Below are 15,272 nucleotides of genomic sequence, written 5' to 3' on the forward strand. Positions count from 1 at the left end.
ACGCGTTTTCTTGACGCGAACCGGTACCCACTTCGCTCGAAAACGCTATAGGTCTGTGAACGGCAATTGCGGCATAATTCGCAACGGCACAGCGGTGCGCGTCGCCGCAGCTTTAATCAGCGGCGGCGGACTATTGTTCCAGCACCATTCGTCCGTTCGCAAATTCGAAGCGCTTGAGTTTAGATAAAAACGACAGGCCCAGCAGGTTTTCCGACAGCGCCTCGTCAGGCAGCACCAGGGCGTCGACATCGCGCACGATGAGCCCGCCGACGTCGACCATGGCGAGCCGGGTGCGCGCCGCCTTGACCTTGCCGTTGGCCGTGGTCACCGTCGCATCGTAGTCGTTCTGCGAGGGCCGTACGCCGATCCGTGCCGCCGAGGTTTCGTTGAGCGCGATCACCGATGCGCCGGTATCGACCATAAAGCCGACGCGCTGGCCGTCGATCCGACCGTCGGTCTGGAAATGACCGCGGCCGTCGCGCGCGATGCTGACGCTGCGGCTACCGGCCTGGGTGTTATCCTGAATCGTTTCAAATGCTGTCTGCTGGGCGGGTGTCGTCGCCCGTGCCGCCGCAGTTGCGGTCACCTTGTCAGCCACTTGCGCCATGTAGCTGCCGGCGCCGACAAGAAGCGCGGCAAAAATCATCAGATTACGCATGGCGCATACTCACTGACAGACCCGAACGACAGCTGCGATCTTACGCGCAGTCCACGGCCAGCCATATTCCACGACGGCGGTGAGGTTCTTTATTTGGGAAAAGGATGAGCGAAGCGTTAACGTACGCGCTTCAGGTCCCGCGCGGCTTGACCCGCCGCGTCGGCAGCGCACTCGCCGGATCTTCCGGCCAGGGATGTCGGGGATAGCGCCCGCGCAGGTCGGAGCGGACGGCGGCATAGCTGCCCTGCCAGAAGCCCGGCAGGTCGCGCGTCACCTGCACCGGGCGATGCGCCGGCGACAGTAATTCCAGAACCAGCGGCACCTTGCCTTGCGCAATCGACGGATGCGCCGTCAGGCCGAACAGTTCCTGCAATCGGACGGCGATCGTCGGCCCCTGCTCGGCTTCATAATCGATCGCCAGCATCGTCCCGGTCGGCGCCTCGAAATGCGTGGGCGCCTCGCGCTCCAGCCGCGCGCGCAAATTCCACGGCAGCAGCGCCATCAGTGCATCCGACAGATCGCCGGCGGAAAAATCCTTCAACGAGGCCTTGTCTGATAGAGTCGGCACCAGCCAGGTTTCGATTTCGGCTGCAAGTCCTTTCTCGGAGAGATCAGGCCACTCCTCGCCCTCAGCCGCGCGCAGGAACATCACCCGGTCGCGCCACTGCTTCAGCGGTTTCGACCACGGCAAGCGGTCCTGTCCCGCACCCATCAGGCCTTCCGCGAAGATGCGCGCCGTCGCCATCGATGGGACGACCGCCAGCGGCGTCTCAGAAAGTGTGATCGCATGCAGCCGTTTCCGGCGCCGCGCCCGCAACGCCATCGCCGCGCGGTCGAACGTGACCTCGTCGCCGGTCTCGATTTGATCCGCGAAGCGCAATTCGATGTCCGTCTGTGTGATCGGCGCGGCCAGCAGAATGCGGCCGTTGGCTGCAGTACCGGTCAGTTCAGCAACCGCGATAAAGGGCGCCCGCGCCAGCGCGGAGGCCTGATCGACCGACGCGCCGCGGCCGTTGGCGAGCACGAACGACCCGTTGCCGCGATTGCGCGCAACGCGATCCGGGAAGGCGAGAGCCAGCATCGTGCCGGTGGAGAGCCCCTCACCCCGCTCGACGCCTTGCGTCTCGCGACCCTCTCCCCGCATTGCGGGGAGAGGGTGCCGAGCCCTTGGCGAGGCGGGTGAGGGGCCACTGTCTACCTGCGACGCCCACCGCTCCGCGAGTTGCCTTGCGCTGGCGGCGCGAGGCGAGCGGTCGCGGCGGAAAGTGTCGAGCCGCGCGTCCAGATCGACGCTATCGCCGCCGAGGCCACGCTCCGTCAGCACCGCCGCGATGTCGGCGGCCTCACGACCTGCGCCAAGTCGATGCGAATCCACGATCATGCGCGCAAGCCGTGGCGGCAATGCCAGCGCACGCAGACTCTTGCCTTCGTCGGTGATACGGCCATCGGCGTCGAGAGCGCCAAGCTCGTGCAACAGATTGCGCGCCTCGTTCAATGCAGGCGCAGGCGGAGAATCGAGAAACGTCAGCGTATTGGGGTCGCTGACACCCCACTGCGCGAGATCGAGCACAAGCGTCGACAGATCGGCGCTGAGAATTTCAGGTTGCGTGTAGGCCGGCAGCGACGCCGTTTGCGGCTCGTCCCACAGCCGATAGCACACGCCGGGCTCGGTGCGGCCGGCGCGGCCGCGGCGCTGGTCCACCGCGGCGCGCGAGGCGCGGATCGTCTCAAGCCGCGTCAGGCCGATGTCCGGCTCATAGCGCGGCACCCGCGCCATGCCGGAATCCACCACGATGCGCACGCCCTCGATGGTCAGCGAGGTCTCCGCGATCGAGGTCGCCAGCACCACCTTGCGATGTCCTTTCGGGGCCGGTGCGATGGCGCGGTCCTGTACGGCGGCGTCGAGCGCACCGAACAGCGGCACGATCTCGATGGATGCATCGTGAACCCGTTCAGCGAGCATATTTTGCGTGCGGCGGATTTCGGCCGCGCCCGGCAGGAACGCCAGCACGGAACCTGCATCGGCGCGCAGCGCCTTCGCGATCGCTTCAGCCATCTGCCGCTCCAACGGCGCATCCGCCTTGCGGCCGAGATAGCGCGTCTCGACCGGGAAGGCGCGGCCCGCGCTTGCGATCACGGGCGCGCCGCCGAGACGTTTTGCGATCCGCGCGCCGTCGATGGTCGCGGACATCACGAGGATGCGCAAATCCTCCCGCAAGCCGATCTGAACGTCGCGCGCCAGCGCCAGCCCCAGGTCGGCGTCGAGCGAGCGTTCGTGAAACTCGTCGAAAAGCACCGCGGCGACGCCTGTCAGTTCAGGATCGTCGAGAATCTGTCGCGAGAAGATTCCTTCGGTGACGACTTCGATTCGGGTCGCACGCGAGACTTTTGAACCAAACCGCACGCGGTAGCCCACGGTCTCGCCGGCGCGCTCGCCCAACGTCTGCGCCATTCGCTCGGCGCTGGCGCGCGCCGCGATCCGGCGCGGCTCCAGCACGATAATCTTTTTGCCCGTAACCCAGGGCGCATCAAGTAGTGCCAGCGGCACCCGCGTCGTCTTGCCGGCGCCGGGTGGCGCCACTAGCACCGCCGTATCGCCCGCGCCAAGCGTCCGCCTGAGCTCATCGAGCACGGCGTCGATTGGAAGCGGTGTGGCAAACGTTTTCGTCAAGGGACAGTCCGGAGCGCGGCATGGTTAACGGGGCGCCGCCCGCTCTTAGAGCATGATCCCGAAAAGTGGAAACCGGTTTTCGGACAAGATCATGCTCAATCAAAAGGATTAAGGCTGGGTCTGGTTCAACACAGTTGAACCAGACCCAGCGCACCGCCCCCACCCGTGCAAAGCGATACCTCGACCCGATCACGATCCCCTGAAACCCGGCACATTATTTGATTGGGGAAAGGAGAATGAAACTGATCCTCCTCTAAACGCGTCCTATCGCGCCGAAAAGAGACACCGATGACCGGAAACGGCACAGCCACGCTGAAGAACGAACGAGTCGACTGGGTCGACTATGCCAAAGGTATCTGCATCATCATGGTTGTGATGATGCACTCGGTGCTGGGCGTCGAGGCCGCAGCCGGACAAACCGGCTTCATGCACCTCGTGGTCGCCTTCGCGAAGCCGTTCCGGATGCCGGACTTCTTCCTGATTTCGGGCCTGTTCCTGTCTGTCGTCATCAATCGCGACTGGCGCACCTACCTCGACCGCAAGGTGGTGCACTTTGCGTATTTCTACGTGCTGTGGGTGACGATCCAGTTCGGCTTCAAGGCGCCGTCGTTCGCCGCCGAAGTGGGCTGGCCGGGCGTCGCCCGTCTTTACCTGATGTCCTTCATCGACCCGTTCGGCACGTTGTGGTTCATCTATCTGCTGCCGGTGTTCTTCGTGGTCATCAAGGCCACACGCAACGTCTCGCCATGGGCGATCTGGGGCGCTGCCGCGGCGCTCGAGATGGCGCATGTCTCAACTGGCTGGACGCTGATCGACGAATTCGCTGCCCGTCTCGTCTACATCTATTCCGGCTACCTGTTCGCAAGCCATGTGTTTGCCCTGTCGAACCGTGCCCGCGCCTATCCGGCGCTTGCACTCGCCGGACTGGCGCTGTGGGCGGTCACCAACGCCGGCCTCGTCTACACCGGCGCCAGCGAATGGCCGATCGTCTCGCTCGCACTTGGCTTGGCCGGCGCCTGCGCCATCATCATCATGGGCACGTTGCTGGCAAAAATGCACTGGCTGAGCTTCGTGCGCTATTGCGGCGAGCATTCCATCGTCATCTATCTCGCCTTTTTCCTGCCGATGGCAATCACCCGCACAGTGCTACTGAAGGTAGGCGTCATCCAGGACATCGGTCTAGTGTCGCTGATCGTCACCATCGTCGGCGTGATCGGCGCGGTGCTGATCTGGTGGGCCTGCCGCAACACGCGGGCGAATTTCCTGTTCGAGCGTCCCGACGCGTTCTGGATCGCGCCTAAGAAACGCACGGCCACGCTTCAGGCGGCCGAGTAAGGCAACACGGTCGCCGCACCCAAAGACGTCATCTCCGCGAAAGCGGGGGCTGTCTTTCGCCGCAAAAATCCTTAAGTTGCGGCCATGCCAAAAAAGCCGGTCACCAAACCCGCCGTTGCGGAACCCGCCACAGCCAACACCACCCCCGCGAAGGCTCCTGCGGCGATAGCGGCAGCGGGTACCGGCATGCAGGGCAAGCACGTCTTTCTGGTCGACGGCTCCTCCTACATCTTCCGCGCCTATCACGCGCTGCCGCCGTTGAACCGCAAGTCGGACGGACTGCAGGTCAACGCCGTGCTCGGCTTCTGCAACATGCTGTGGAAGCTGCTGCGCGACATGCCAAAGGGCGACAAGCCGACGCACCTCGCGATCATCTTCGACAAATCCGAGGTGACGTTCCGCAACAAGCTTTATCCCGACTACAAGGCGCATCGGCCGCCCGCGCCCGACGACCTGATTCCGCAATTCGCGCTGATCCGTGAAGCCGTGAAGGCATTCGATCTGCCCTGCATCGAGCAGGGCGGGTTTGAAGCCGACGACCTGATCGCGACCTATGTGCGCGAGGCCTGCGCGCGCGGCGCAACCGCGACCATCGTGTCCTCGGATAAAGACCTGATGCAGCTCGTCACCGACTGCGTCACCATGTTCGACACCATGAAGGACCGACGGCTCGGCATCCCCGAGGTGATCGAGAAATTCGGCGTGCCGCCCGAAAAAGTCGTCGAGGTGCAGGCGCTGGCCGGCGACAGCGTGGACAACGTGCCGGGCGTACCCGGCATCGGCGTCAAGACCGCAGCTCAGCTCATCAACGAATACGGCGACCTCGAAACGCTGCTGGCGCGCGCCGGCGAGATCAAGCAGCCGAAGCGACGCGAGGCGCTGATCGAGAATGCCGAGAAAGCCCGTATCTCGCGTCAGCTGGTGCTGCTCGACGACAAGGTCGCGCTTGACGTGCCGCTCGACGAGCTTGCGGTGCAGGAGCCCGACGCGCGCAAGCTGATTGCATTCCTGAAGGCGATGGAATTCACGACGCTGACCAAGCGCGTCGCGGACTATTCCGAGATCAACGCGTCCGAGGTCGAGCCGGACGGGAAAAACGCCAGCGGAACCTCTTCGGCAGCGGCCAAAGCGTCTTCAGGTACGCTTACCGGAGACCTGTTCGGCCATGGCAGCGACGCGAATGTCGTTCCTGCCCGCAAAGCGACAACGGCAGGTGACACGCAGATCAAAACACCGGCGGCCCTCGCCGCGATCCGCCTTGAAGCGGTGCGCAGGCTACCGGTCGATCGCGCAAAATATGAGACCATCCGCACGCTCGACCGGCTGCGGGACTGGATCGCTCGCATCGAGAATCACGGCAGCTTCGTCGTCGAGGCGCTGGCGCCGACCATCGATCCGATGCAGGCGGAATTGTCGGGCATCGCGCTGGCACTCGCGCCGAACGACGCATGCTATATTCCGCTCAGCCACAAGCAGGCCGGCGACAGCGCAGGCCTGTTCGCCGCCGGCCTTGCGCCCGATCAGATCGCGATCCGTGACGCGCTGAAGCTCTTGAAGCCGCTCCTCGAATCCGGCGGCCACCTGAAGGTTGGCTTCAACGTCAAGTTTACCGCCGTGCTGCTGGCCCAGCACGACATCGTCATGCAGAACCACGATGACGTCGAGCTGATCTCCTACGCGCTCGATGCCGGACGCGGCGCCCACGATCTGGAATCGCTGGCGCAGCGCTGGCTGGGCCATGCCAGCTTGAGCTACGGCGAACTGATCGGCAGCGGAAGGAATAAGCTTGCCTTCGATCAGGTAACGATCGATCGCGCCACGGCTTACGCCGCGGAATACGCCGACCTTTCCTTGCGGCTCTGGCAGGTGTTGAAACCGCGGCTAGTCGCCGAGCGCATGAATGCGGTTTACGAGACGCTGGAACGGCCGATGATCGCGACGCTGGCGCGGATGGAGCGGCGCGGCATCACCATCGACCGTCAGGTGCTATCGCGCCTCTCAGGCGAATTCGCGCAGACCGCGGCGCGGCTGGAGGCCGAAATCCAGCAGCTTGCCGGCGAGCCGATCAATGTCGGCAGCCCGAAGCAGATCGGCGACATCATGTTCGGCAAAATGGGCTTGCCCGGCGGCAGCAAGACCAAGACCGGCGCATGGTCGACCTCGGCGCAGATCCTCGACGAGCTCGCCGAGCAGGGCCACGATTTCCCGCGCAAGATTCTCGACTGGCGACAGGTCTCGAAGCTGAAATCGACCTATACCGACGCGCTGCCGGAATACGTCAATCCGCAGACCAAGCGTGTGCACACGACCTATGCGCTCGCCGCTACCACCACGGGGCGGCTGTCGTCGAACGAGCCGAACCTGCAGAACATCCCCGTGCGCAACGAAGAAGGGCGAAAAATCCGCCGCGCCTTCATTGCGACGCCGGGTCACAAGCTGGTTTCCGCCGACTACTCCCAGATCGAACTGCGGCTTCTCGCCGAGATCGCCGACATCCCGGTGCTGAAGCAGGCGTTTCGCGACGGGCTCGACATCCACGCCATGACCGCATCGGAAATGTTCGGCGTGCCGGTCAAGGGAATGCCCGGCGAAATCCGCCGCCGCGCCAAGGCCATCAACTTCGGCATCATCTATGGCATCTCGGCGTTCGGCCTCGCCAACCAGCTCGGCATCCCTCGCGAGGAGGCGGCGGCCTACATCAAGAAGTACTTCGAGCGCTTTCCCGGCATACGCGCCTACATGGATGGGACGCGCGACTTCTGCCGCGAGCACGGCTATGTCACCACGCTGTTCGGGCGCAAATGCCACTACCCCGACATCAAGTCGCCGAACCCATCGCATCGCGCCTTCAACGAGCGCGCTGCGATCAATGCGCGCCTGCAAGGGTCCGCCGCCGACATCATCCGCCGCGCCATGGCGCAGATGGACGATGCGCTGGCGGCGAAGAAGCTGTCCGCGCGGATGCTGCTGCAGGTCCATGACGAACTGATCTTTGAAGTGCCCGACGACGAGGTGGCCGCGACGCTCCCGGTCGTGCAGCATGTGATGCAGGACGCGCCGTTCCCGGCGGTGTTGCTCTCGGTACCGTTGCAGGTCGACGCCCGCGCCGCCGACAACTGGGACGAGGCGCATTAGACCATGCTGACGGCCTGACCAATGGGCAGCGTCCTCACCGGCCCGCTCGCCGCCTTCGCGCTGACCTCGCTCGTCATCGAGATGACGCCGGGGCCGAACATGGCATATCTCGCCGCGCTCTCGCTGTCGCAAGGCATCCGCGCCGGCCTCGCCGCCGTTGTCGGCGTCGCGCTCGGCCTCTCCGTTTATGGCTTTGTGGCGGCGCTCGGTCTCAGCGCGGTGATCGACAAGTCGCCGCTGCTCTACGAAGTGCTGCGTTGGGGCGGCGTCGTTTATCTGCTGTGGCTCGCCTGGGAGGCCTGGGCGAGCGAGGCGGAGACCACCCCCGAAAAAGCCGGCGATCCCGACGCCCGCCCCGCGCTGGCGTTCCGCCGCGGCCTCATCACCAATCTGCTCAATCCCAAGGCGGCGGTGTTCTATGTCGCGGTGCTGCCGGATTTCATCCAGCTCGGCAAAGGATCGGTCGCGATGCAGACGCTTGCGCTGTCGGCGCTCTATGTCGGCATCGCCACGCTGGTCCACCTCGTCATCGTGCTGCTCGCCTCGCGCCTGCAAAACGTGGTCCAAACGCCGGACAAGCGCAGGACCATCCGGCGCGTGCTGGCGGTGGCGCTTGCTGCCATAGCTATCTGGTTCGCCTTCAGCACCGCCCGCTGATCTTGCTGCATTGAACTGTTGATGGGCGCGCGGAAAAGTGGTTCACCCTCCCGATCATCGCTAAATTGCCGCCAACCTGTCGAGCTCGTCCGTGTCCCAACCCGCCTCCCGCACCCGCCTCGCCGAGATCATCCGCACACGCTCGTTCGGGCGCGGCGAAATCACGCTGGCCTCGGGCCGCAAGAGCGATTTCTACTTCAACCTGAAGCCGACCATGCTCGATCCCGAGGGCGCGGCGCTGCTCGCGGAACTGAGCTTCGAGGCGCTCAAGGATGACCGGCTCGATTATATCGGCGGCCTCGAGATGGGCGCGGTGCCGCTCGCGGGCGCCATCGCGCAGTTGTCGTGGCTGAAAAATCAGCCGATCGCCGCATTCTTCGTGCGCAAAAAGCCGAAGGAACACGGCGCGCGGCTGGCGGTGGAAGGCCTCGCCAAGGGCGAGAGCCTCACGGGCAAGCGCATCGTCATCGTCGAGGACGTCACCACCACCGGCGGCTCCGCCATCAAGGCCGTTGACTCGGTGCGCGAGGCCGGCGGCGAGATCGTGCTGGTCTTCACCATGGTGGACCGGGAGGAAGGCGCGGCAGAAACCTTCGCGCAGGCCGGCGTGCCGTTCCGGGCGTTGTTCAAGGCGAGCGAGTTCCTCAGCCCGTAGAAGCGTCCAGCGCCCGCCGATGACGTTCGCCGACAGGTTAATTTGTTCTGATAATAAGATTTCTCTATCTCTGCGCATTCAAACGTCGTGGCGGCCAGGGCTGGCCTGCATTGTGATCGAGGTCACAACGGCGTTATTGCGCTGCCCGTAAGCCTCTTGGGGCGGAGCGGATCGTCCCTCCGTCCCACAACAGGAGACTTGCGATGAACAAGACCCGTGATGAGCAACGCGAGCTGACCATCGACGAACTTGATCTCGTCGGCGGTGGCGATTGCGTCACGAACGAGACCACCATCGTGACCGACAAGGGAACGCTGCATCTCGGCTATACCGATTGCGGCCACGGCCCGATCCCGTTCGGCAAGTGGGTGCCCAACAGCACCTGAGACTGCAACAGCCGCCTGCGAGCCCCGGCCTCACCGCCGGGGCTTTTTTTGCGACGCCCACCGGACGCGTCCCGTCCTCCAACTTATGTGTCCAGCGTCGCGCTGCCCTGGATCAGGGTCGTACTGCCATCGACCGGGCTGGTGATGATGGTGCCTACGCTCGCGCCGCCGTTGGCGTTGAGCGAGAACTTAGTGTCGCCGATCCGGAACGAACCGTCCTTGATCAGCACGCTCTGATACTGCACCGTGCTGCCGCTCTGATATTTCACCTGTGCGCGAAATCCGTTGACCTCCGAAACCGTAAGCTCGAATTTCTGGTTGTTGTTTGAATACGTGCCCGACCACGTTCCCTGATAGAGCGTCGGATCGACGTTGGTGTACGGCGTGTTCGATGCCGGCGTTGCCGGTGTTGCCGTATAGGCTGATGACAGGATGCTGTAGATGTCGGACATGAATTCTCCGCGCTGAAGCGATGGCGACGATTCGATGCACGGACTACGGGCGCGGCTGGTTAATCGGACCTTGCATCCTGTTTCGGACGATTGCCGGCGGCATCGGCGAAACAACTTGAAACAGAAAGCCGTCGGCTTGTGTTGGAACACAACGGGAACCCGGGCGGCCTGCGACGCTGACGCCGCGCGTTTACCACGTTCCCGACTCGGAACGTTTGGCCCTTCATGATATTGATCTCGTTCTGCCGTCCCGTCGCGTCTGGAGTTTTTGTCCGATGGCCCCGCGTGCGAACTGGAAAGGCTTTTTGCGCCTTTCGCTCGTGACTTGTCCCGTCGCCCTGTTTCCGGCGACCTCGGAGTCCGAGAAGGTCAGCTTCAACCAGATCAATCGCAAGACCGGACATCGCATCAAGTATCAGAAAGTCGATGCGGAAACCGGCGAGGACGTCGATAACGAGGATATCGTCAAGGGCTACAAGATCGACACTGACAGCTATCTCGAGGTGACTAAGGACGAACTCGATAACATCGCGCTCGAGTCCACCCACACCATCGAGATCGACCAGTTCGTGCCGCGCGCCGAGATCGACGACCTTTATATCATCAGGCCGTATTATCTCGTGCCGGACGGCAAGGTCGGCCACGACGCCTATGCCGTGATCCGCGACACCATCAAGGCCACCGGCAAGGTCGCACTGGCGCGGGTGGTGCTGACCAACCGCGAACACATCATTGCGCTGGAAGCGCGCGACAATGGACTGGTCGGCCTGCTGCTGCGCTACCCCTACGAGGTGCGCAAGGCGTCGGACTATTTCGACGACATCAAGGACGTGAAAATCACCAAGGACATGCTCGATCTCGCCAAGCATATCGTCGAGCAGAAGTCCGGCCACTTCGAGCCGACCGCTTTCGAGGATCACTATGAGGCAGCGCTGCTCGACCTGATCGAGCAGAAGAAAGCGGGCCACCCCATCGCCAAGGCCAAAGTGAAAACCGAAGGCAACGTCATCAACCTGATGGACGCCTTGAGGCAGAGCCTGAAGGGGGGCAAATCTGCGCCGACCCCGGCCAAGGCAGCTCCGGCGAAGGGCAAGAAGTCCAGGAAGCGCGTCGAAGGCCAGCGTGAGATGCTGTTTCCGATCGAGGGCAAGAAGGCCGCCGCGAAGGAGACTAAGCGCGAGCCTGCGAAGCGCCCGGCCAAGACATCCAGCGCAAAGACATCTGCTGCGAAGGGCTCCGCCGCGAAACGCAAGGCCGGTTAGCCGGCCGCGCCGATGCGCAAGCTGATCGCCTTCGACGACGAGACCATGACCGCGTTGACGCAACTCGGCCGCGATCGCATGGCGACGATTCAGGATCTGGCCGACGAGGCTTTTGCCGACCTTTTGAAAAAGCACGGCGTGCCGGTCGACCTGAAGGACGCGTTGCGCAAGAGCGCGGGCGCGAAACGTAAAAAATCGTAAACGTCGCGGCACCCGCGAGCGTTTCCGGGCGTTGCACATCGTGTGATCCTTGGAGTCTGCCCGCTTCTGATGGAATCAGAAGTGAAGCTCCATGATTTTGATTTGACGCGTTTTCTTCACGCGAACCGGTACCCACTTCGCTCGAAAACGCTTTCATTGGAACCGACGCCGTGCCCTCCAGAAAACTCAGCACCTACCGCAAGAAGCGCGACTTTACGAAAACCGCCGAGCCGAGCGGCAAGGCGCGCGTCGCGGCCTCAAAGCAGCGGCGCTTCGTGATCCAGAAGCACGACGCCACCCGGCTGCATTACGACTTTCGCCTCGAATATGAGGGGGTGTTCAAGTCCTGGGCCGTGACGCGCGGACCCTCGCTCGATCCAACAGAGAAGCGGCTGGCAGTGGAGGTCGAGGATCACCCGCTCGACTACGGCGACTTCGAGGGCACGATCCCGAAGGGCCAGTATGGCGGCGGTACCGTGGAGATCTGGGACCGCGGCTACTGGTACGCTGAAGACCCGGCGAAGGGCCTTGCTAAGGGCGACCTCAAATTCGCACTGATGGGCGAGAAGCTCAAAGGCGAATGGGTGCTGGTGCGGATGAAGCACGACCGCAGCGGCGGCAAACGCACCAACTGGCTGCTGATAAAGCACCGCGACGACTATGCCAGACCAGGCAGCGGCGAAGCGGTGCTGAATGACGACCGCTCGGTCGCGTCCGGGCGAACGTTCAAACAAATCGAGGAAGGCAAAGGCAAGGCGCCGGAGCCCTTCATGATGACCAGGCGGATCGCAGGCTCTGATGCCGTGTGGAATTCGAACAAAGGCGTTGCTGCCGAGGCTCGCGCGACAAAGACGAGCGCCAAACCTGCATCAGCCCGCAAGCGAGCGCCGAAGAAAGCCAAGACCCAAGCCAGCAAGGCCCGCGCGATCAAGAGCGAGATGCCGGACTTCGCAGGACTTCAACTCTGCGAAATATCGGCACGCCCACCGTCGGCAGACGGCTGGGTGCATGAAATCAAGTTCGACGGCTACCGCATTCAGATGCAGATCGCGAACGGCGACGTGACGCTCAAAACGCGCAAGGGCCTCGACTGGACCGACAAATTTCCGGCTATCGCGAGCGCGGCTACAAAATTGCCCGATGCCATCATCGACGGCGAGATCGTCGCGCTCAACAAGAAGGGCGATCCGGACTTTTCGGCGATGCAGGCCGCGCTGTCCGATGGCAACACGGATGATCTCGTGTTCTTTGCGTTCGACCTGCTGTTCGCCGAGGGTGAGGATCTGCGCCCGCTGCCGCTGCTCGCGCGCAAGGAACGGCTTCGCAAGTTGCTGGGGCGCTCTGCGAAATCGACCCGCGCGCCCATCCGCTATGTCGAGCATTTCGACGCCGACGGCGAACAGATGCTCGCATCAGCCCGCGACGCCGGCCTTGAAGGCATCATCTCCAAACGGGCCGACGCGCCTTATCGCGCCGGCCGCGGCGGAAGCTGGCTCAAGATCAAGAGCCGCCCCGGCCATGAGGTGGTGATCGGCGGCTGGAAAACCACGGACGGGAAATTCCGCTCGCTGATGGCCGGTGTCTACAATGGCGACCGCCTCGTCTATACCGGCATCGTCGGCACCGGCTACGGACGCGATACCGTCAAGCGCATCATGCCGGCACTGAAAGCCGCCGCCGCGTCGAGGAGTCCGTTCTCCGGCAAGAACGCTCCGACCGGCGGCCGCGACGTGCATTGGCTGAAGCCTGAACTCGTTGCCGAGATCGAATTCGCCGGTTGGACTGCCGACGGCATGATCCGCCAGGCGGCCTTCAAGGGATTGCGCGCGGACAAGCCGGCCCGTGAGGTCAGGGCGGAGACGCCGGCCCGTGCGACGGTCCCAAGGCTCGGCGCAACAAGGCTCGGCGCGAGAGCCGCGGCGACAACACGCACTGATATGACGACATCGCGCCAGCCGCGCACGTCCACGACGCGAGATCGCGCAACGATCATGGGCGTTGCGATCTCGCACCCTAACAAGGCGCTGTGGCCAGACGCCGGCGACAAGCAGCCAGTTACCAAGCGCGACCTCGCCGCCTACATGGAAACAATCGGCGGCTGGATGCTTCCACACATTCAGGGACGTCCGTGCTCCATCCTGCGCGCTCCCGACGGCATCGACGGCGAGAGCTTCTTCCAGCGTCACGCCATGCCCGGCCTGTCAGACCTTGTCACCGAAGCGAAGGTGTCTGGTGACCGCAAGCCCTACCTGCAGATCGACCGCGTCGAGGCGCTGGTCGCCGTGGCGCAGATCGGCGGGCTCGAACTGCATCCGTGGAATTGCGCGCCCGATCAGTATGAGGTGCCAGGACGGCTGGTATTCGATCTCGACCCGGCGCCGGAGGTCACATTCCAGGATGTGATCGCGGCGGCCAAGGAGATGAAGCAACGCCTCGAAGCGCTCGGGCTTGAAACCTTCTGCAAGACCACCGGCGGCAAGGGCCTGCACGTGGTCACGCCGCTTGCAATCACGCAAAAGAACCGGTTGAACTGGAAGCAAGCGAAAATGTTCGCGCAGGCCGTCTGCGAACAAATGGCAACTGACACACCCGACAAATATCTCATCAACATGTCGAAGAAGCAGCGCGAGGGCAAAATCTTTCTCGATTATCTTCGCAACGATACCAAATCGACCGCGGTCGCGCCGCTATCGCCGCGCGCGCGCCCCGGCGCCACCGTGTCGATGCCGCTGAACTGGTCGCAGGTAAAAATCGACCTCGATCCGAAACGGTTCACGCTTCGCAGCGCGCCGGACCTCCTGAAAAAGAGCAAGGCCTGGTCGGACTACGACAAGGCCGCCCGCCCACTGCAGGCCGCAATCGGAAAGCTCATCCGATGACGGAAGCTAGCGCTGGCCGGGCCGGAAAGGTTGCGCTGCTCGGCGTTCCCATCGACATGGGCGCGGCGCAACGCGGCACCTTGATGGGGCCGGCGGCGCTGCGCACCGCGGGCATCAAGCCGGTGCTGGAAAGCCTCGGCATTGACGTGATGGACCACGGCGACATCTCCGTCGCTCAGGTCGCGCAGGCGACCGATCAGATTCCCGCAAACGCCAACCACTACCGCGACATCCGGGCATGGATCCGCGCGCTCAGCCCGCGCGCTTATGATCTGGCGAAGTCCGGCGCCATTCCGATCTTTCTCGGAGGCGACCACAGCCTGTCGATGGGTTCGATTAACGGCGTGGCGCGCTATTGGCAGGAACAGGGACGCGAATTGTTCGTGCTCTGGCTCGACGCCCACGCCGACTACAACACGCCGCTGACGACGATGACAGCGAACATGCACGGCATGTCCGCTGCTTTTGTGTGCGGCGAGCCCGGACTCGACGGCCTGCTCGGCGAGGAGACGCGCGCTTCGATCACGCCCGAGCATCTCGACCTGTTCGGCATCCATTCGATCGACCCGCTCGAGAAGAAGCTGGTGCACGAACGGTGCATCGCCATTGCCGACATGCGCGCGATCGATGAGTTCGGCGTGGCGGTGCTGATGCACCGTGTCATCGAAAGGGTCAAAGCGCGCAATGGCGTACTGCATCTCAGCTTCGATCTCGATGTGCTGGATCCCGGCCTCGCACCCGGTGTCGGCACCACCGTTCCCGGCGGCGCGACCTATCGCGAGGCGCATCTCGTGATGGAACTCCTGTACGATTCCGGACTGGTCTGTTCGGTCGATATCGTCGAGCTCAATCCGTTCCTCGACGAACGCGGGCGGACCGCGCGGGTCGCGGTCGAGTTAATCGCGAGCCTGTTCGGACAGCAGATCACCGACCGTCCAACCCCCAGCAATACGCTGAGCGGAGGCTGACAGCGGCGCCCGC

General features: G+C 63.6%; 12 protein-coding genes. 9 read left to right on the forward strand and 3 right to left on the reverse strand.

Translation table 11 applies throughout. The features are described from left to right. Positions 1-130 precede the first annotated feature (130 nt). Both ACSZOQ_RS16000 and hrpB read right to left on the reverse strand, forming a co-directional pair. The gene (locus ACSZOQ_RS16000) at positions 131-658 is read right to left on the reverse strand and encodes a TIGR02281 family clan AA aspartic protease (RefSeq protein WP_439923417.1); all 528 of its coding nucleotides are present in this window, start codon (positions 656-658) and stop codon (positions 131-133) included. 130 nt (positions 659-788) lie between these two features. After that, positions 789-3,329: an ATP-dependent helicase HrpB gene (gene hrpB / locus ACSZOQ_RS16005; protein ID WP_439923418.1), complete on the reverse strand. Its 2,541-nt coding sequence runs from the start codon at positions 3,327-3,329 to the stop codon at positions 789-791. 288 nt (positions 3,330-3,617) lie between these two features. Here hrpB and ACSZOQ_RS16010 point away from each other — a divergent pair, with 288 nt between their 5' ends. The 5 genes from ACSZOQ_RS16010 (at position 3,618) to ACSZOQ_RS16030 (ending at position 9,497) form a co-directional block, all read left to right on the forward strand. After that, complete coding sequence (locus ACSZOQ_RS16010) at positions 3,618-4,664, forward strand: acyltransferase family protein (protein WP_439923419.1); 1,047 nt, start codon at positions 3,618-3,620, stop codon at positions 4,662-4,664. A gap of 84 nt (positions 4,665-4,748) precedes the next feature. Then, positions 4,749-7,799, forward strand: coding sequence for a DNA polymerase I (polA, locus tag ACSZOQ_RS16015; protein WP_439923420.1), 3,051 nt, complete (start codon positions 4,749-4,751; stop codon positions 7,797-7,799). A 21-nt stretch (positions 7,800-7,820) separates the two neighbouring features. Beyond that, positions 7,821-8,456 carry a LysE family translocator gene (locus ACSZOQ_RS16020; protein WP_439923421.1) on the forward strand — a complete coding sequence of 212 codons (636 nt, stop codon included), beginning with the start codon at positions 7,821-7,823 and terminating at the stop codon, positions 8,454-8,456. A 91-nt stretch (positions 8,457-8,547) separates the two neighbouring features. Next, positions 8,548-9,111 (forward strand): orotate phosphoribosyltransferase, encoded by a 564-nt coding sequence (pyrE, locus tag ACSZOQ_RS16025; RefSeq protein ID WP_439923422.1) that lies wholly within the window; start codon positions 8,548-8,550, stop codon positions 9,109-9,111. A gap of 203 nt (positions 9,112-9,314) precedes the next feature. Continuing rightward, a complete protein-coding gene (locus ACSZOQ_RS16030; protein WP_439923423.1) occupies positions 9,315-9,497 on the forward strand; it encodes a hypothetical protein in 183 nt (60 codons plus the stop codon). 83 nt (positions 9,498-9,580) lie between these two features. Here ACSZOQ_RS16030 and ACSZOQ_RS16035 read toward each other — a convergent pair whose 3' ends face one another. After that, positions 9,581-9,949 carry a hypothetical protein gene (locus ACSZOQ_RS16035; protein ID WP_439923424.1) on the reverse strand — a complete coding sequence of 123 codons (369 nt, stop codon included), beginning with the start codon at positions 9,947-9,949 and terminating at the stop codon, positions 9,581-9,583. Positions 9,950-10,224: 275 nt separating this feature from the next. On the opposite strand from ACSZOQ_RS16035, the gene ku reads away from it, so the two are divergent. The 4 genes from ku (at position 10,225) to rocF (ending at position 15,259) form a co-directional block, all read left to right on the forward strand. Continuing rightward, a complete protein-coding gene (gene ku / locus ACSZOQ_RS16040) occupies positions 10,225-11,211 on the forward strand; it encodes a non-homologous end joining protein Ku (RefSeq protein WP_439923425.1) in 987 nt (328 codons plus the stop codon). A gap of 12 nt (positions 11,212-11,223) precedes the next feature. Next, positions 11,224-11,412, forward strand: coding sequence for a hypothetical protein (locus ACSZOQ_RS16045; RefSeq protein ID WP_439923426.1), 189 nt, complete (start codon positions 11,224-11,226; stop codon positions 11,410-11,412). Between the two features lie 170 nt (positions 11,413-11,582). Beyond that, on the forward strand, positions 11,583-14,291 hold the full coding sequence (gene ligD, locus ACSZOQ_RS16050; protein ID WP_439923427.1) for a DNA ligase D: 2,709 nt from the start codon (positions 11,583-11,585) through the stop codon (positions 14,289-14,291). Continuing rightward, positions 14,288-15,259, forward strand: coding sequence for an arginase (gene rocF / locus ACSZOQ_RS16055; protein ID WP_439923428.1), 972 nt, complete (start codon positions 14,288-14,290; stop codon positions 15,257-15,259). Before ligD ends, rocF begins: the two co-directional genes overlap by 4 nt. Positions 15,260-15,272: the final 13 nt, after the last annotated feature.

This window comes from Nitrobacter sp. JJSN, from assembly GCF_051912485.1.
In the GTDB taxonomy this organism is placed as follows: Bacteria; Pseudomonadota; Alphaproteobacteria; order Rhizobiales; family Xanthobacteraceae; genus Nitrobacter.